The sequence below is a fragment of the Rhodococcus baikonurensis genome, from assembly GCF_040489275.1.
In the GTDB taxonomy this organism is placed as follows: domain Bacteria; phylum Actinomycetota; class Actinomycetes; order Mycobacteriales; family Mycobacteriaceae; genus Rhodococcus_F; species Rhodococcus_F baikonurensis.
On the sequence record NZ_JBEUOQ010000036.1, the window covers coordinates 1 to 16,645 of the forward strand.

Here is a 16,645-nt window from a genome sequence, read left to right on the forward strand (position 1 = left end):
GCACGGGACTCGCGCGCCGACGCAGCCGAGACACCCTCGAACAGAGCCATCAGCTTCTGCAGCGGGTCGTACCCCTCGCTACGACGGTCGTAGACGAGGTCGAGTGCGGTTTCACGCTGCTCGTCAGGAATTCGGGCCATCGGCAGAATCTTGGACGCATGAACGATCGCCGTGTCCAGACCTGCCTCGGTGCACTCGTGCAGGAACACCGAGTTGAGGACCTGCCGTGCGGCCGGGTTCAAACCGAACGAGATGTTCGAGATACCCAGGGTGAAGTGGAGTTCCGGGTACGCAGCCTTGAGCTGACGGATGGCTTCGATGGTCTCGATGCCGTCGCGTCGCACCTCTTCCTGACCGGTGGAGATGGGGAAGGTCAAGGCGTCGACGATGATGTCGGACTCGGCGAGTCCCCAGTTTCCCTTGATGTCCTCGATCAGACGCTTGGCGATGGCGACCTTCGTCTCGGCGGTGCGAGCCTGGCCCTCTTCGTCGATGGTCAGGGCGACGACCGCCGCGCCGTGCTCCTTGACCAGAGTCATGATCTTGTGGAAACGCGATTCGGGGCCGGCGCCGTCTTCGTAGTTGACGGAGTTGACGGCGCAGCGGCCACCGAGGTGCTCGAGGCCGGCTTGCAGCACGGCAGGCTCGGTGGAGTCGAGCATGATCGGCAGCGTCGAGGACGTCGCCAGGCGGCTGGCAAGTTCCGACATGTCGGCGGCACCGTCGCGGCCCACGTAGTCGACGTTGAGGTCGAGCATGTGTGCGCCGTCGCGGGTCTGGTCCTTGGCGATGTCCAGGCACTTCTGGTAGTCCGCGGAGAGCATCGCCTCGCGGAAAGCCTTGGAGCCGTTGGAGTTCGTGCGTTCGCCGATCATCAGGATGCTGGCGTCCTGCTCGAACGGCACCGCCGAGTACAGCGAAGAGGTGCTCGGCTCGTGGATCGGCGTGCGCTGGGCCTTCTCGACCTGACGGACCGCGTCGGCGACCGCGCTGATGTGCTCGGGCGTCGTACCGCAGCAGCCACCGACGAGGCCGAGTCCGAACTCGGAGACGAAACCACTGAGGGCTTCGGCCAATTCGTCGGCAGTCAGCGGATACTCGGCGCCCTTGGGACCGAGCTGCGGCAGGCCGGCATTGGGCATGACCGACACCGGCAGCGTGGAGTACTTGGACAGATGACGGAGATGTTCACTCATCTCGGCCGGCCCGGTGGCACAGTTCAGACCGATCATGTCGATACCGAGTGGCTCGAGGGGGTGCAATGAGATCCTCAACGACACCCGTCCCGACGTGCTCAAAGACATCCACCGTGCGTACTTCGCCGCTGGTGCCGATGCCGTCGAGACCAACACCTTCGGTTGCAACCTGCCCAACCTCGCCGACTACGACATCTCTCACCGGATCCGCGAACTCGCGGAAAAAGGCACTGCTCTCGCCCGTGAAGTAGCGGACGAGATGGGACCAGGCCGCGACGGCATGGCCCGATTCGTACTCGGCTCGATGGGACCGGGAACCAAGCTCCCCAGCCTGGGACACGCACCGTACGCAGTCCTGCGTGACGCGTACACCGAAGCTGCGCTCGGCATGATCGACGGTGGCGCCGACGCCATCCTCGTCGAAACCTGCCAGGACCTGCTTCAGGTGAAAGCTGCAATCCTCGGCAGCCAGCGTGCGATGGAGCAACTCGGACTGCGGTTGCCGATCATCACGCACGTGACGGTCGAGACAACCGGAACGATGCTCCTGGGCAGTGAGATCGGTGCGGCGCTGACGGCACTCGAGGCCGAGGAAGTCGTCCAGGGTGAGGTCCGCGGCTTGCAACATGGTGCCCATCGCTCCGTCGCCGATGACAACGCGCTGTTTCAGCGCATCAAGCAGGGCAGAGTTAAATGGGGCAGACAAGCCGCCGACAGCGGGCTCCGAGGAATCAACGGTGTTCGGATCCTTGGTCTCGAAACGGTTCAATGCATTTACCTAACAGGACGATTGCCATCGACACGTAGAAGGACCGCGAACCGTGCCCGCGGACGATGCGGGGCACAGCTCGCGACTGGAGCATGGTCGATGACGAAGCGGAGTAAGAAATGACGGTCAGATCAGTGGCCGTGAAGACCGGGTCGATACTTCAGATTGCTTTAGCGACCGTCAGTAGTACGCACGAGGCCTCCAGCGCTTCGAGAGAATGTCGAGCATTCGGGACGATCAACAGATCGCCGGATGATCCCTCCCAAGCATTCTCGGCTGCGCACAGGCGTACCCGGCCGGTGAGGACATAGACGGTCGCTTCCCCAGGGTTCTCGTGCTCGTCGAGTTTTTGGCCCTCTGCCAGCGCGATGACGGTTTGCCGCAGGACGTGTTCATGGCCGCCGTACACGGTACGAGCGCTACGGCCGCTCTTCGAGTTTTCCGCCTTGTCGGCGAGTTGGCGAGCTAGCGCTGTCAATGACATCTTTTCCACGATGTTCGCTTTCTTTGCGTTTATGCGGTGCTGGCCAGGCATTTCAATCGTTCTCCACTGGTCCGGCCATGAGGAGGTTTCTCAGTTGGTTCATGGGCATCTCAAGGGGCGTTGAATCAGGGCTGATGTGGTGGGGGTGGGTGATCTCGTGTGGTGAGGAACCCCTTGGATCGCGACGTTCGATTTCGTCGAGGTAAGTCGCGCGGGTACGCGCGAGGTGCAGCGCGTCCGTCGTCGAGGGCGATGTCGAGGGACCGTTCTGCAGCGCGGGCAAGCTCATGCGCCAACATCGGCACAGGGCTTCGTCCGAGAGTTGGCTGCAGTCCGGCAACGGAAGAAGCGGCACATCGACGGTGCTGGTGCGTATCAGGGGACTTTTCGGCGAGCACAGGAGTGCCTGTGTGAACTCGACTCTGCCGCCAATGTAGCGATGCACCGGAGCCGAGGTGATGGCCATCAGCAGTATCAACGGTAAGGCAGCAGCGCCGGCGAGCGTGATCAATCCGATGACAGTGACCACCCCTGCCGCCCACGTAGCGCCGTCTCGTAGCGCAATCGGAAGGAGAGTTCGCGGTGGTGGGGTAGTACGACGTGTGATCGGTCGCAGCCAGGGTGAACCCCCTCCGATCAGCACTGCGGCAGTCACCGCCGATACCAGAATGTCGGTTTGGACGGTGATGGCTGCGGCGATCCCCCCTGAAGCGGCCAGGATGACCGCGGTAATCCACCAGATCATGCGATAGATGCTCATGGGGTGTAATCCGTTGTAGTGAGGAAGTTTCCGGCTGTTCATTTCTCGATGCGGTCCGCCGAAACGACGAATATGTTCGATCGCGCGAGCACATCAGCGGTCCCACAAAACATGGGGGAGGGGAATGTGACTGTGCGACAGGAACATTGATATGCGCCGTTTGTACGGTCCTATGTGTCATTGCTGCTCCAGTTGCGCGAGGCACGTATGCGCGGTGTCCCAGGGGGTGAGTGTGCTCTCGATCTGGCGTGCGCCAAGTCGTGTCAGAACTCCGCGTATCAGACCGAGGTGCAAGGAGCAGACAACGCCGGGGTTTTGTCGGGCGACGCTTTCGAACGGGCAGGCGTGCAATCGGATACGCGTTTCGACATTCGAGGGCTCGAGTTCCGGATCGAACCCCATCTCCGCGAACAGGGTGGTGAGGACGAGCGCCGTCTCTTCTGCGGATCGGCCGGCTCCGGAGGTTTCGCCGAGATCATCCAGCGCCCACTGTCGACCTGCTGCCTCGGCGAGGTTTTCCGGATCACCGGAGTGGCGCGCGAAGTGCGCCGCTAAAACGTGGGCTAACTTTTCGTATCCGGAGGTGATCCCGACTCCTGATCCGAGTGGATTCTGTGCCCGGTAGAGCTGGCGTGGACGTCCTCGGGCGACGTTGTGCTCGGTCTCCTTCGCGATCAGGCCGACTTCGATCAACGCGTTGAGGTGGAACCGAACTGTGGTCACATGCAGGTTGCACAGATCCGCCAGTTCGCTGGCGGCCATCGATTCCGCGCCGGCTCGTAAAGCGTCCAGCAGTTGGACTCGCCGCCGGGACGCAAGTACTGCATGGGTGCCGGCGCGCGCAGAACCGGTTCCCTTTCGTATCGCCATACTGTAAGACTTTAGAGGAAAGATTTCCTCGAAAATAGGCGGTGTCCTGAGAGGACGCTCATGACGTACGTGATCGCTGCACCATGTATCGACGTGTTGGACCGGGGGTGCGTCGAGGAATGCCCGGTGGACTGCATCTACGAAGGAGCGCGGTCGCTCTACATCCACCCGGACGAATGCATCGACTGCGGTGCGTGCGAACCGGTCTGCCCGGTCGAGGCCATCTCGTACGAATCCGACGTCCCCGCCCGCTGGGAAGATTTCATCGATGACAATGCCCGCTTCTTCCATCGGCGACTGCCCGGTGCGGCCGAGGTAGTGGGGTCGCCGGGCGGATCCGCGAAGCTTGGTCGCGTAGGCGTCGATACGGAGCTGGTAGGCGGGTATTCGCACTCGAATCGTCCGGATATCGGACCGCCATCTCCCGCGCAGTGAGGAACGGCAATGACTCCCATTGTGACAGAGCTCCTTCCTTCGCGGCCTTACCCGAAACGGCGGGGGCTCAAGGGCACGTTCCTCTATTCCGCTGCCACTACGACCGATCCCAAACAGCTGGGCGTGATGTATCTGGTCACCTCGTTCGCCTTCTTCATGTTGGGCGGATTGATGGCCCTGCTGATCCGGACCGAACTTGCCGTCCCCGGTCTTCAGTTTCTCTCGAACGAGCAGTACAACCAGCTCTTCACCATGCACGGCACGATCATGTTGCTGCTCTATGCCACTCCGATCGTCTTCGGCTTCGCGAACTACATACTTCCCCTGCAGATCGGCGCACCGGATGTGGCGTTCCCGCGACTGAACGCGCTCAGCTACTGGCTGTACCTCTTCGGTGCGCTCATCACCGTATCCGGATTCCTCACCCCCGGAGGAGCCGCCGACTTCGGATGGACGGGATATACCCCGCTGACCAGGGCACTGTCACGTTAGTCGAAAAGTATAGCGGCGCGGCTGGTTTGGGGCAGGACGCTACGGCACGCCGCCGGGACGTTCACTTTCAGGCGGCGGCATCGGTGGCGGTGACTTCCTGCCAGACCGTGAAGCGGTCGGCCATCTCGGTCCGCCATTCGGGCGCAGAGAGTCTGTGCCGGTTGGGCCGGAAATGCGGTGAGATGCCCGAGAAGGCGGACAGGAATCGTTGCGCGTGCCCGGTTGATGTGAAGCGTTTCATCGCACGTTCTCGCTGCCTGGTGGGTTGATGCGAGTTCTCGGCTCGATTGTTCAAATACTTCGACCTGCGATGCTCGACCGAGGCCAGCATCTCGCGGTGCGCCACCTGGTAGCTGGCGAGCTTGTCGGTGACGATCACTCGCGGCACATACTCCAGCCTTTTGAGCAGCTTGCGGAAGAACCGTTTGGCCGCCACCGCATTTCGGCGGGCCTGGACCAGCACGTCGAGCACGTTGCCGTCCTGGTCGACCGCCCGCCATAAGTAATGCAGTGTGCCGTTGATTTTGATGAAGACCTCATCGAGGTACCACTTGTCACCGGGCCGGGCCCGCCGTCGGCGCAGCTGGTTGGCGTAGGCCTGCCCGAACTTGGCGCACCACCGGCGGATCGTCTCGTAACTCACCACGACACCGCGTTCGAGCATCATCTCCTCCACCTCACGGAAGCTAAGCGGGAACCGGAAGTACAACCACACGCAGTGGTTGATGATCTCGACCGGGTAGCGGTGGCCCTTGTACGACAGTGAGGTGCTCACGCCACATTCTCCCAGTTTCCCGCGTTCAACAACGTGACAGTGCCGTAGACACGGCTACGAAAGCTGCGGCGACTTCACACGCATGTACTCACGCAGCTCGTCGTCTCCGGTACCCGGGCAGCATTGTCAGAGCCATCGGCGCCGCATGGTCCCCGTTACTTTGGTGCCCAAATGTAATCGAGCTTGACGCAGTCGACCAGCCTCGACAAGTCCGTGCCTGTGCCCTCTCCGAGAGCGTGAAGAGGGGTTGCCTCGGTCTCCGGATTGATCGATGACGGCGGATTGGTGAGCCGATGAGGAGTGAGCGGCAATCCCTCACGGAAAGTGGGCCAGAACTAGGGGTTGTTGTCAGCGATCGAGCAATACGCGGCGGCTCGCGGCGATGGGACTCTGCGCGGTGAGACCCCCGTCGAGTACCAGCGTTTGACCGCTCATGTATCGGGACTCGTCCGATGCGAGGTAGACCATCGCCCAGCCGATGTCCTCGGGATCACCGATCATATCGAGGGCGTTGTGTTGCCGGATTTCATCGATGACCTCTGCGGGGACGTTGTCGCGGAAGGACGGGTGTCATGACCGCACCCGGAGCAACAGCGTTGCAACGGATTCCTTGCTTACCGTACTGAGTGGCAATGTATTGGGTCAGGCGAATGACAGCCGCTTTCGCTGCGCCGTAGGCGCACTGGAGAGTATCCCCAGCGAGACCTCCGATCGAGGCGGTGTTGATGATCGAACCGCCGCCGGCGACGAGCGTATGTGGCAGCGCCAATTGTGAGGTGACTACCGTGCTTCGGGCATTCAACGCCATCGTCCGGTCCCACTCGTAGAGGTCGAGGCGCAACAGGTCGAGATCCTTACGCGGGTTGCTTCCGCCGACGTGGTTGCACAGAACATTGATACCGCCGAATTCGGTGGCAGCGCGGTCGATCATGGTGGCTACTGATTTTCGTCCATCACGTCGACCGCGATACCTACGGCGCGATCCCCGACCTCTGAGCGGGAGGTTTCGGCAGCAGTATTCGAGGCGGCGTCCCCGTCGAGGTCAGCGATCAGGACACTTGCGCCCTCTGTGACCATGAGCTCGGCGGCGGCGCGCCCGATCCCGCTCGCGGCTCCGGTGATGACGATTTTCTTGCCAGCAAGGCGATTCATGAGAGTTCCTCTCGCAGAAGTCGTACAGAATAAGGTGCTTGTTCTCACTGTGCCGCCCCGAGCCTCACAGTGCCGCCCGAAAGTATTACGGGCGGCACTGTGTCGGGGCCGGGTGCGCCGTGGAGTCTGTCAGTGGGAAGCGTGTGCGGGCGAAGTCGTCGGCGTGGGCTTACGCAGATGGGTGAGTACAAGAAGGACCACCGTCAACAGGAGCCATCCACCCAGGATCAACAGCCCGTGGCCGATCCCCGTGCTTCCGAAGTAGACGATCGAGCGTGCTGCGTCCATCGCTCCGGCGCCGATCCAGAAGTGACTGAGACCGGACCAGAATCCGGGGAGAAAGTCCGCTGGGAAGGCTGCGCCTGCGCTCGGGAAGTTGAGGAAGATCATCAACAGCATCACGATCATGATCGCCGTCTTACCGAACACGCGGTTGGCGAGAATACTGACCAATCCGACGGTGAACGTGTACGTGAAGATCACAGCCAACAGGCCGAGATTTTCGACGAAGGATGCTTCGTAGAACCCGACGAAGATGGCGGAGACAAAGTACGACACCATCACGCCGATGACCGCCATCACCGCGAGCACACCGAGTTTGACACGCAGCTCCATCGCCGGAGCAACCTGCGCGAGCACGGTAATTGTCAAGTAGCCGATGATTGTGCACACCACCAGCAGGTAGAACAGTGCAGAACCCGTCGGGTCGTCAGCCGCGAGAGGTGCATGATCGATGATATTCGCCTGCTGCCCCTGGGCAGCTGCCAGCGGCTGGGCCAATCCCTCGACAGCCTGAACCCGCATCGGCCCTTCGGCGGAGGCGATGTGGACGTTCATCGGCGTCCCCAGTTCGATCACGCCGGCGATCTCGCGGCCTTGCAGTCGCTCCAGTGCTGCTGCGGTGTCCGTTGTGGTCGCGAGGTCGAACTTGTCCCCGACGTTCGGCGCGAGCTGTTCGACCAAGGCCGACGTGGCGGACTGCGGCCCAGCGACCACGACCCCGACATGATGCGGCGTCGGGCTGTGGAACGCGCTGACATAGCAGAGCGCGAACATCACAGCGAAGAAGATGGGGAACACCATCGCCTCGATGACGGGCCGCCACAAAGTGCGGCCGGGCGCAGCGTGGGTCGCCGGAGCATTTGCATGCTCCAGGAGGTGAGTGGGCGCGATAGGTTCGCTGAGTATGGGGCAGCGGTGAACGAGCCGCCGCTACGGCGGGTTTTCGTCAGAACTTTACGAAACGTCGATTCCGGATCACCTGTGTTGCACGGAAAACGATTGCTGCGCCGGAGGTTACGTCGACCGCCCGAGTGCGTTTCCGGGAACCTCCTGTCCTACGGCGGTACGGGATGAAGCGATGAAACCGGCGGCGAGAAGGAGTGAAGGGTCGATTGGTAGGCGGCCGAACGAGGGGAGGGCATAAGGGGCTCCGTTCACCAGTACAAGGCATGAGCGCCAGGAACGCAAAACTAAAACCTGCCCTTCTGCCGGGCGTCATTGCCGACGTTGTGGGGCCGGGGCGATTGCAGCGAATGCGATCCAGGGGCGTCGAGATTGAGCGCTTCGACGAAGGAGCCTCCACAAGAACGGATCGGACACTCCCTGCGCTGAAACGATCGGGAGTGATTCTCGTGCGGTGTGGCCGAGATAACGAGACATGTGCTGGACGGGGAAACTTGACGTGTAACGCACATATGAGGTGAAACGATGTGCGCCGGCCTGCTGTTTCGCCCGTCCTCGCCCCACTTAGTCACAAAACTGAAAATTGTCTACCTTAACCGTGAGGAATATACTTTACGGTTTTTCCGCTATGGTGGGCGGAGTGAGGCCACATGGGCTGTATGCGAGATATGCCAGGTTTCGGGCGCGGACGGATGCGCGGTCGTTGGCTGTGCTCTTGAGCACGGGCGGAGCCCTTCCCCTGCCGGTGATCGCGCTGTTGTCTCCGGCGCTCCTTCGCGCGGGAGCGGGCCCGTACCTCGTCGGTATCTGGGCGAGTACGTTGGCGATCTTCCTTCTGACGCTGGCCGTAGGTCGGTTGTCGGATCGAATGTTTTCCGTCGTGGGTTTGATCGGGATGGTGGGTATCGCTGTATCCGCGTATCTGGTCACCGATCCGCTGGCGGCCCGGGGCATCGTCACTCTGCTCTCGGCGATACCTGCTATCGCGGCGATGGCGTCGAGTCGACGGGTCATCGTCGGGCATACGATCGTCGCGATTGCACTGGCCTGTGCGGTAGCGATTGTCGTGGCCCACGGATTCGCTGCTGCTCTGGTGAGCTGCACTGTGTCGGCGACGGTCATTTGGTTGCCGGTGTTCATGATCGGTGCCTTGCGCCGCTCTCTGGTGTTGACCCAAGCGCGGTACCGGGAGTTGGCTCATACCGATCCGTTGACGAATCTGCCTAATCGCCGAGGATTTCTCGATCGTATCGAGCGGTATCACCGCACCTCCACGGTCAGTTCCGCGCAGGTCGGTTTCCTGATGATCGATGTCGATCATTTCAAGCAGATCAATGATCTGTTCGGGCACAGCGCGGGGGATCAGACCCTCCGCAGTGTCGTTGCGGCCATCACGCGGACGGCGACTGCGCGAGTGCTGATCGCCAGGTCCGGCGGCGAAGAATTCGTCGCATTCTTCGCCGCCGCGGATGTGGACGACGTGATGACTCTCGCCGAACGGATCCGAGCGTCGGTCGCCGAGTCCTGCGACGTGACGGTCAGTATCGGGGCGATCTACTGCACCCTCGACGATCACGCTGGCTCCCCGGACATGTCGTTGGGGGAGTTGACTGATCTTCTGACCCATCGTGCCGATGCCCTCATGTACGCCGCTAAAGCAGAGGGACGAAATACGGTTCGGTACCAACACCTTCCGCCGTTGAGGGTGAACATGGTGCATGGGCAGCACAGTGATGTCAGCAGGCCCGCATTGTTCGAGATCACGACATCAGCGACCGACCCTGTTCACTAGCGAAATCACGGCGGCGCTGTGAACACGGGTCGTTTGCTCGTGCACTGTGTTTTTCGTCGTGATCGGGCACAGTGTCCGGTGCTCGGACCACATCAGTGGCCACACCGCAGGATCAGCGTCGGCACGCAGCGATCGACGATCCCACCACATCATGCGAGTGCGATAACGCGCATCGGGATACGCGGCCGCCGGTATCCGTACATCGACCCTGCCTCCGGAGGATTCCCACCTGCTCAGCACGTGGTCAGCGGCAGTGGCCAGCACGAAACGAGACTGCAGTCGCTCCATCGTCGGCAACGCCACCCTCGCCAGTGCAGCAGACAACTTCCCGGCGTATCGCGACCCGGGGGATACCCACGCCGATTTCATTTCCACCACCCCCTCGGGGATTCGGGCAGCGATTGTCTCTCGAACAGCGTCCAGGGCGCGGTTACCCGTCCATTCGACCATCGCATGGGACTGACTAGCGCAGACGTATGGTCCCTGTGCGCGTACCCCGCCCACGACCACCCCGTCGCCGTCGACGAGAGCGTAGAACAGTGAGGTCGAAACACCGTCTCGCACTGCCGGCACATCCAAGGCTGCTTGCGCTCCGTGACGCCTGTAGGACTCCCACGCACCGGACAAGTATTCGTCCCACAGATAGTCGTCCGTCGCGGGATACGAGAGGACCAATCGGACACCGTCGGTGCCGGGCACCTCGACAGCAGCATGACTCGCCTCGACGCTGCCGCGTGTGTATTCGGTGATCACTGTCATCACATTTCCCCTTTGTTGAAGAAGTCCGGACCTGCGCCGTTGGCAGCCGGAATACCGCGCGTACCACCCAGGCGGGTCCGCGCTCGCTGATTGTCCGCTGACATGCCGGCTCGAGCCTCCCGACACCCGCCGCTGCGTCGTCACCCCACCCTGGTGAGCAACACCTGGCGCAAGGAGTGCTTGGATGGAGGGGACGGACGAGTGATCAAGGCCCGCCGCGCAACTGAGAAGCGGAAGGGATCGTGATGCAGGACTTCTCCGGTACAGACCAAGCCTCGGCAATGAACGAGACAACGGAGCGGCGGGTGGAACTTTTCGACGAATCCGACCCGGCGCAGATGCAGCGGGTGAGCGCACTGCGCACCTCCGGAGCAAGGGTTCTCGACACACTGGCCGAGCAACGACAGTCGCTGCTCGATCTCCGCCCAGAGTCCGACGCCGACGAGATCGCCGAACCCTCGCACTGGATTTACTACCCGTGGCGCCATACCTTGGTCCGTCTGCTCGGCCCCAGCGGGTTTCGTCGTCTGCGGCTCGATCGCAACCGCAACAAGATCACCAGCGAGGAACAACGCGCACTCTCACGGCTGCGCATCGGGATCGTCGGACTCAGCGTCGGCAGCGCCATCGCCCATGCTCTTGCTCTCGAAGGCGTCGTCGGCTACCTCCGTCTGGCGGACTTCGACGACCTAGACCTGTCCAACCTTAACCGGCTTTCGGCCACAGTCCTCGATCTCGGCGTCAACAAGGCAACTCTGGCTCGACAACGCATCGCCGAACTGGACCCGTACCTGCCCGTCGACGCCTGGACCGAAGGTGTCGACGAAGCGAGCATCGACGACTTCCTCGCCGGACTGGACCTGGTGATCGAAGAGTGCGACTCCTTCGATGTGAAGGTCCTCGTTCGCGACCGGGCGAGGCAGCGGGGCATCCCGGTCATCATGGAAACCAGCGACCGCGGTCTCTTCGACGTCGAACGATTCGACCTCGAACCCGCCAGGCCACTCTTTCACGGGCTGGTCGGAGATCTCGACGCTGCCACCGTATCCGGGCTGAGCGTGCAAGAAAAAATTCCCTTCGGCTTACGCATCCTGCAGGGGGCCGAGATTTCGGCCCGCATGGCCGCCTCGGTCCTGGAAGTGGGCACCACCGTGGCCACCTGGCCTCAACTCGGCGGGGACGTTTTGCTGGGCGGGGCGTCTGTGGTCGCCGCGATCCGCCGGTTCGGTCTCGGTGAGGCTCTTCCCTCGGGGAGGGTGCGCATCGATATCGGTCAGCACCTCGATCAACTGACCGACCCACACATTCCCTCCGACTCGATCGCCTCACCGGCGACAAACGGTTCGCGTCCGATCGATCTGCGAGCACAGTACGACGCGCTCCCCGATACCGAAGCCGTCGCTTTCGCTGCCGCACGCGCTCCGTCGGGAGGTAACTCGCAACCGTGGATCATTCACACGGACGAGACTGCGCTGACTCTGCGTCTCGACGAAACCCGCTCGTCGAGTGTGGATATCGAGTACCGCGGAAGTTTCGTCGCGCTCGGTGCCGCACTGCACAACGCTCGCGTCGCCGCGGCACACCGACATATCCTCGGCGACACCGTCATCATCGGCGACGGTAAGGCGACCTCCGCGCGGATCAAGTTCACTGCCGGCACCGACATCTCGCTCACCGACCAACTACCCGGGATGCTCCATCGCAGCACACACCGCGCTCTGCCCGATCCCGGCCTGCCGCCGTGCGATCCGACGGACCTCGCACACCTGGCGGCGCGTCTGTCCTCCCCGACCGTCGCAGTCCACCTGATCCAGGACGGGGAGACGATCACACGGTTGGCCGAGAACATCAGTGCCACCGACCGCATCCGATTCCTCACCGACACTCTGCATCGAGAGATGATCTCCGAGCTACGCTGGCCACATTCGCGCGACCTCGCCAGTGGTATCGAGGTTTCCAGCTTGGGTATCCCTACTTCAGAACTCGCCGCCCTCGAACTCCTCCGCCGCCCCGACGTGATGGAACAACTGAACAACTGGGATGCCGGGCAAGCGCTCCGAGCACAGACCCGCACCCGCCTGGCCTCCAGCGACGCCGTCGCCGTCATCACTCAGCAGGGAACCGCCGCCGCAGACTACATCCGCAGCGGAGCACGCGCCGAAGAGTTCTGGATACGCGCCCAATCGCTCGGCTACTCCTTACACCCCCTCACACCCGTGTCTCTCTACGCCACCGACGCCGACCACCTGCGCGCCCTCGCGCCGACCCGAGCCCGCGAACTCGCAGCACTGTCGGACGAGCTGACCGCGCTCACCGCACATCAGCCGGGTGAGCATGTAGCGCTCATTCTGCGCATCTTCCGCACGAGCAGTTCTGCCCCGCCGAGCCGACGCCGATCCCAGCGGGAACCGTAATTTTCGGATGACACTCAATGGCAGACCTCTGATTCGCACCGAAACCAGGGCAGTCGAGCGAGGGCAACCCGAGTTTGCCGTACGCGACTGCCTGGTGGGCAACGCACGTATACCGGGCAAGCGGACGCTGCAATCATCTCGAAGGAGGCCGCAAGCCTCGTGTCAGGGTTGAACCGTCGATGACGAAGTCAGAAGGACGGGAAACATGCTCGCTACAGTGCCGTGGCGCAAGCCCTGGCCCGTGAGAGCGGCGAACCACGGACCTGCGAGACCACGTTCATCGACCGCCTCTCCGCTCAGGCCGCTTACCGGCAGCGATGATCACCGCAACGGCAGCGGCACCGAGTGACGCGGCCGTGACGATGTGCTTGGTATTTCCCATAGCGTGCGTTGGGCCGCCGATCGGCATTTCCTTGCGTTTCGGGGTATCGACGTCAGTGCAGACACCATCCGATCCTTCGGCGTGGCCCTCGAAGTTGTGTGCCTGACGCAATTCTCGTCCACGTTCGAGTTCGGAATCGAGCTCTGCGCCGAACAGCAAGGCCAGGTTGGTGATCCACAGCCACAACAGGAACACGATCGCACCGGCGAGGGAGCCGTAGGTTTTGTTGTAACTACTGAAGTTCGCGACGTAGAAACCGAAGATTACCGATGCGAGAATCCACACCACGATGGCCAAGGCGGCACCGCCGCTGATCCATCGAAACTTGGGCTGCTGGATGTTCGGAGGCGCGTAGTACAAAATCGCAACAGCGAGAACGACGAACACCAGTACCACCGGCCAGCGAGCGATGTTCCATACCGTCAACGCGGTATCACCCGCCCCACTCGCATCTCCGATCGCTCGTGCGACAGGACCGCTGACTGCCAACATCACTGCCGCACAACCGATCAATGCCAATGCCGTCACAGTGACGAGCAGCATCGTCGGCCGAAGCTTCCACACCGGCCGGCCTTCTTCGACCTCATACATTCGGTTCAACGCTCGCCCAAACGCCACGAGATAGCCGGAAGCGGACCAGAGCGCGCCCGCGATGCCGGCGATGAGGGCGAATCCCGCGGCAGGAGCCTCCACGTGCTGCTGGACGGGTTCCTTCAAGGTTTCCACGGCAGAAGACGGACCGAGATCGCTCACGATCTGCAGAACCGCGTCGACGGTCGACTGCCCCTGCCCGAAGACGCCGAGGAGTGATACCACTGCCAAGACTGCCGGAAACAGCGACAGCACAGAGTAATACGTCAACGCGGCCGCGAGGTCGGTGCACTGATCGCGCGAGAACTGACGAGCGGTCGCGCGCAGGACGTAAATCCATGACCGCTTCGTCAGTTCGGTGGGGGACTGCGGTGGAGAACGGGGTTTTTCCGGATGCGGTGAAGAAGGAGTCGATGTCGCCTTTGGCGAGGGTGTGGGTGGGTTCGTAGAACTTGCACTGGATCGCGGTGTAGTCGCCGGTGTCGCGTTCGCGGGCGACGAGGTCGATACCGGTGTCGGGCTTTCCCCTACGACCGGGCCAGTCGATCCACCGCCACACCTTCTCGTACTGCTGCGACAGCATCGGGTCGAGCTCGAAGTACCGGACCATCAACTGCTCGAACTTGGTTCCCCGTTCGGAATTCGAGGGTGCTTTACGGAACGCCTCGATGACCTCGTGAACTGAACCCATGAACCCGACCAACCTTTCCGATACCGAACCGTGCCAGGTCATCCTCCCCTGACGCCGTGCGGGGCGCGGCACAGGTACTGGGTAGTCGTGTCGGCTCGGCGTCAACCGGAAATATCGGCCATGCCCAAGTCGCCGCTACGGTATCTCTGTGAGACTGAGCCGAATCGTGGTCAAAAACTTCCGCAATCTCGTCAACATCGACGTGCCACTGACCCGCCACACTGTGATCGTTGGCGAGAATCGGTCGGGCAAGAGCAACCTGTTGCACGCGATGCGCCTAGTTCTCGACAACACGATTTCCGGCGATCAGCGACGATTGCGGCCAGAGGACTTCTGGGAGGGCCTCGCAACCGCAGACGCAGATCCGACCAGCAGCGGCGAGTCAATTGAAGTGTCCTTGGAGGTGACAGATTTCGAGGACGAAGCTTCCGTCGTCGCAACCCTCGGCGACGCTCTCGTGACCGGAAAACCGTTGACCGCCAGGCTCACCTACCGGTGGGAGCCAGATCCGCTGGTTGATGAGGACGTCGTCTACCGTGCGCGACTCTACGGGGGAGCTGACGACCAGCACATCTCAGGCGATGTGCGTGATCGTCTGATCACTGTGTTCATGCATGCCCTCCGCGACGTCGAGAGCGACGTCAAGAGCTGGCGCCGATCTCCGCTTCGAGCGCTTCTCGATCGTCCGTGTCCTGGCCAACAACGGCCTGGTCGGATCGATGGGGCGTGTCGGAGCATGTGGTGACAATGCCTCGATGGAATCGTTTTTCTCGCTCCTGCAGAACAACGTCCTCGACACGAGACGGTGGGGTACCCAGCAAGAACTTCGGATCGCAATCGTCACGTGGATCGAACGCACCTACCACCGACGACGCCGACAACGCGCCCTCGGCAAGCTCACCCCCATCGAGTACGAGATGATCATGACACCAGCGAACATGCTGGCGGCCTAAACGAACGAGTCAACGGAACCTTCAGCAGCCCCGGGATGTGCCGGACACCGTGCTCATCGGCGGTGGCGACGTCGATGAGGCAGAAGATCCACAGGACGATGATCAGTCCGCCCAGATACGGCGTCGGTATTACCTCCCGGTGTTGACGGAGTCGCCAGATTGTGAAGATCTCATTGTAGACCGGGCGGTTTGTGTGAAAGAAGCACCGATCAGCGTGGTAGTCGAAATGTCCCGAGATCGCAGGTCGCCTTCGGACGGTTCGAGCAGCTTGCCGCCGTCACTATCGCGCCGGATCTGACCCGGTACGACGACTGCTTGTCGACAGTCGTCGACGTCCTACGCTCGATAAGTCTCGCCGGACGTGATACTCGGCCGCCACTGGTCACTCTGATCGCTTCGGCCACTGAGGGTCGATCATGGTTGCCTGCCGGCTAAGTCAATGCGTGACCCACCACTGGTATAGAGCGGCACGATCGTTTTCTGGAGACCCGACATATCCGTCCGCGACTTCATTGTCGCTGCTCTCACCACGATGGGTGCCAGTGACGGCTCACCTCTGTCGCTGCAGTCCAGGCTGAGCACGTCCAACACTTTGCCCATCGACTGCGCTGGATATCCGGTTCCTGAACGCTTTGCGAGCTCCCCGTACGTGATCTTCTTACCGCTTTTCGCGACGTCGATGAGGACGGAACGAGCGACATCAAGCGTCGTTGACAGCAATTCCGTGACGGTTACCTCGGCATTGCCCTTCCACGGAATGGTGATGGTCGATTGAGATTTCCACATCGGAGCTTCTACGGTCATTCGTCCTCATTCTCGTTTGCCGGGCAGCGTCGACTTGAGATTCGCTGCTAGTGCCGCGCGCCTAAAATTCTTTGACAGTGCGATTTGAGATACTTCAAGCATGCGGATTAAGCCCCTACTCTTGCGAGACGGCGACGATCT

At 61.8% G+C, this 16,645-nt stretch carries 13 protein-coding genes and 6 pseudogenes; 7 read left to right on the top strand and 12 right to left on the bottom strand.

From position 1 onward, the window contains the following. Window positions 1–1,265: pseudogene (locus tag ABWI03_RS32925) on the bottom strand (dihydropteroate synthase); the annotation flags it as partial. Between ABWI03_RS32925 and ABWI03_RS32930 the strand changes: the two are divergent. Continuing rightward, window positions 1,231–1,734: pseudogene (locus ABWI03_RS32930) on the top strand (homocysteine S-methyltransferase family protein); the annotation flags it as partial. The pseudogenes ABWI03_RS32925 and ABWI03_RS32930 sit on opposite strands and share 35 nt — an antisense overlap. A gap of 391 nt (window positions 1,735–2,125) precedes the next feature. Here the strand turns inward: ABWI03_RS32930 and ABWI03_RS32935 are convergent. The 3 genes from ABWI03_RS32935 to ABWI03_RS32945 form a co-directional block, all read right to left on the bottom strand. Further along, the gene (locus tag ABWI03_RS32935) at window positions 2,126–2,458 is read right to left on the bottom strand and encodes a cupin domain-containing protein (RefSeq protein WP_070159670.1); all 333 of its coding nucleotides are present in this window, start codon (window positions 2,456–2,458) and stop codon (window positions 2,126–2,128) included. 43 nt (window positions 2,459–2,501) lie between these two features. Next, window positions 2,502–3,209, bottom strand: coding sequence for a hypothetical protein (locus ABWI03_RS32940; RefSeq protein ID WP_231783828.1), 708 nt, complete (start codon window positions 3,207–3,209; stop codon window positions 2,502–2,504). Between the two features lie 177 nt (window positions 3,210–3,386). Continuing rightward, window positions 3,387–4,079, bottom strand: a complete 693-nt coding sequence (locus ABWI03_RS32945; protein ID WP_073513830.1) for a helix-turn-helix transcriptional regulator — start codon at window positions 4,077–4,079, stop codon at window positions 3,387–3,389. Window positions 4,080–4,139: 60 nt separating this feature from the next. On the opposite strand from ABWI03_RS32945, the gene fdxA reads away from it, so the two are divergent. After that, on the top strand, window positions 4,140–4,514 hold the full coding sequence (gene fdxA / locus ABWI03_RS32950) for a ferredoxin (RefSeq protein ID WP_070159664.1): 375 nt from the start codon (window positions 4,140–4,142) through the stop codon (window positions 4,512–4,514). A 9-nt stretch (window positions 4,515–4,523) separates the two neighbouring features. Continuing rightward, window positions 4,524–4,997, top strand: a pseudogene (locus tag ABWI03_RS32955) (cbb3-type cytochrome c oxidase subunit I); the annotation flags it as partial. A gap of 76 nt (window positions 4,998–5,073) precedes the next feature. On the opposite strand, the gene ABWI03_RS32960 reads toward ABWI03_RS32955, so the two are convergent. The 4 genes and pseudogenes from ABWI03_RS32960 to ABWI03_RS32975 form a co-directional block, all read right to left on the bottom strand. Next, on the bottom strand, window positions 5,074–5,781 hold the full coding sequence (locus ABWI03_RS32960; protein ID WP_070161960.1) for an IS6 family transposase: 708 nt from the start codon (window positions 5,779–5,781) through the stop codon (window positions 5,074–5,076). Window positions 5,782–6,129: 348 nt separating this feature from the next. Then, complete coding sequence (locus ABWI03_RS32965) at window positions 6,130–6,282, bottom strand: SDR family oxidoreductase (RefSeq protein WP_003945965.1); 153 nt, start codon at window positions 6,280–6,282, stop codon at window positions 6,130–6,132. Between the two features lie 25 nt (window positions 6,283–6,307). Next, a pseudogene (locus tag ABWI03_RS32970) lies at window positions 6,308–6,933 on the bottom strand (SDR family NAD(P)-dependent oxidoreductase). A gap of 129 nt (window positions 6,934–7,062) precedes the next feature. Next, entirely contained in the window at window positions 7,063–8,016 is a 954-nt protein-coding gene (locus ABWI03_RS32975) for a hypothetical protein (protein ID WP_206030026.1), read from the bottom strand. Window positions 8,017–8,827: 811 nt separating this feature from the next. Here ABWI03_RS32975 and ABWI03_RS32980 point away from each other — a divergent pair. After that, window positions 8,828–9,910, top strand: a complete 1,083-nt coding sequence (locus ABWI03_RS32980; protein WP_050794093.1) for a GGDEF domain-containing protein — start codon at window positions 8,828–8,830, stop codon at window positions 9,908–9,910. Here ABWI03_RS32980 and ABWI03_RS32985 read toward each other — a convergent pair. After that, window positions 9,887–10,669 carry a hypothetical protein gene (locus ABWI03_RS32985; protein WP_073513797.1) on the bottom strand — a complete coding sequence of 261 codons (783 nt, stop codon included), beginning with the start codon at window positions 10,667–10,669 and terminating at the stop codon, window positions 9,887–9,889. The two genes, ABWI03_RS32980 and ABWI03_RS32985, sit on opposite strands and share 24 nt — an antisense overlap. 281 nt (window positions 10,670–10,950) lie before the next feature. Here ABWI03_RS32985 and ABWI03_RS32990 point away from each other — a divergent pair, with 281 nt between their 5' ends. Continuing rightward, complete coding sequence (locus tag ABWI03_RS32990; protein WP_037132517.1) at window positions 10,951–13,083, top strand: Rv1355c family protein; 2,133 nt, start codon at window positions 10,951–10,953, stop codon at window positions 13,081–13,083. A gap of 277 nt (window positions 13,084–13,360) precedes the next feature. Here the strand turns inward: ABWI03_RS32990 and ABWI03_RS32995 are convergent, their stop codons facing one another. Together ABWI03_RS32995 and ABWI03_RS33000 are read right to left on the bottom strand one after the other, a co-directional pair. Further along, a complete protein-coding gene (locus ABWI03_RS32995) occupies window positions 13,361–14,410 on the bottom strand; it encodes a YihY/virulence factor BrkB family protein (RefSeq protein ID WP_232509049.1) in 1,050 nt (349 codons plus the stop codon). A 10-nt stretch (window positions 14,411–14,420) separates the two neighbouring features. Continuing rightward, a pseudogene (locus ABWI03_RS33000) lies at window positions 14,421–14,747 on the bottom strand (restriction endonuclease); the annotation flags it as partial. 166 nt (window positions 14,748–14,913) lie between these two features. Between ABWI03_RS33000 and ABWI03_RS33005 the strand changes: the two are divergent. Both ABWI03_RS33005 and ABWI03_RS33010 read left to right on the top strand, forming a co-directional pair. Next, window positions 14,914–15,492: an AAA family ATPase gene (locus ABWI03_RS33005; RefSeq protein WP_003945961.1), complete on the top strand. Its 579-nt coding sequence runs from the start codon at window positions 14,914–14,916 to the stop codon at window positions 15,490–15,492. Beyond that, window positions 15,440–15,700: pseudogene (locus ABWI03_RS33010) on the top strand (integrase core domain-containing protein); the annotation flags it as partial. The gene ABWI03_RS33005 and the pseudogene ABWI03_RS33010, both read left to right, overlap by 53 nt. Window positions 15,701–16,114: 414 nt before the next feature. Here ABWI03_RS33010 and ABWI03_RS33015 read toward each other — a convergent pair. After that, window positions 16,115–16,504 (bottom strand): hypothetical protein, encoded by a 390-nt coding sequence (locus ABWI03_RS33015; RefSeq protein ID WP_003945960.1) that lies wholly within the window; start codon window positions 16,502–16,504, stop codon window positions 16,115–16,117. Window positions 16,505–16,645 lie beyond the last annotated feature (141 nt).

Coding starts and splice junctions, on each gene's coding strand:
- ABWI03_RS32940 (WP_231783828.1), bottom strand. CDS start 3,209: ATGAGCATCTATCGCATGATCTGGTGGATTACCGCGGTCATCCTGGCC.
- ABWI03_RS32945 (WP_073513830.1), bottom strand. CDS start 4,079: ATGGCGATACGAAAGGGAACCGGTTCTGCGCGCGCCGGCACCCATGCA.
- fdxA (WP_070159664.1), top strand. CDS start 4,140: ATGACGTACGTGATCGCTGCACCATGTATCGACGTGTTGGACCGGGGG.
- ABWI03_RS32965 (WP_003945965.1), bottom strand. CDS start 6,282: ATGATCGGTGATCCCGAGGACATCGGCTGGGCGATGGTCTACCTCGCA.
- ABWI03_RS32975 (WP_206030026.1), bottom strand. CDS start 8,016: ATGGTGTTCCCCATCTTCTTCGCTGTGATGTTCGCGCTCTGCTATGTC.
- ABWI03_RS32985 (WP_073513797.1), bottom strand. CDS start 10,669: ATGACAGTGATCACCGAATACACACGCGGCAGCGTCGAGGCGAGTCAT.
- ABWI03_RS32990 (WP_037132517.1), top strand. CDS start 10,951: ATGAACGAGACAACGGAGCGGCGGGTGGAACTTTTCGACGAATCCGAC.
- ABWI03_RS33015 (WP_003945960.1), bottom strand. CDS start 16,504: ATGACCGTAGAAGCTCCGATGTGGAAATCTCAATCGACCATCACCATT.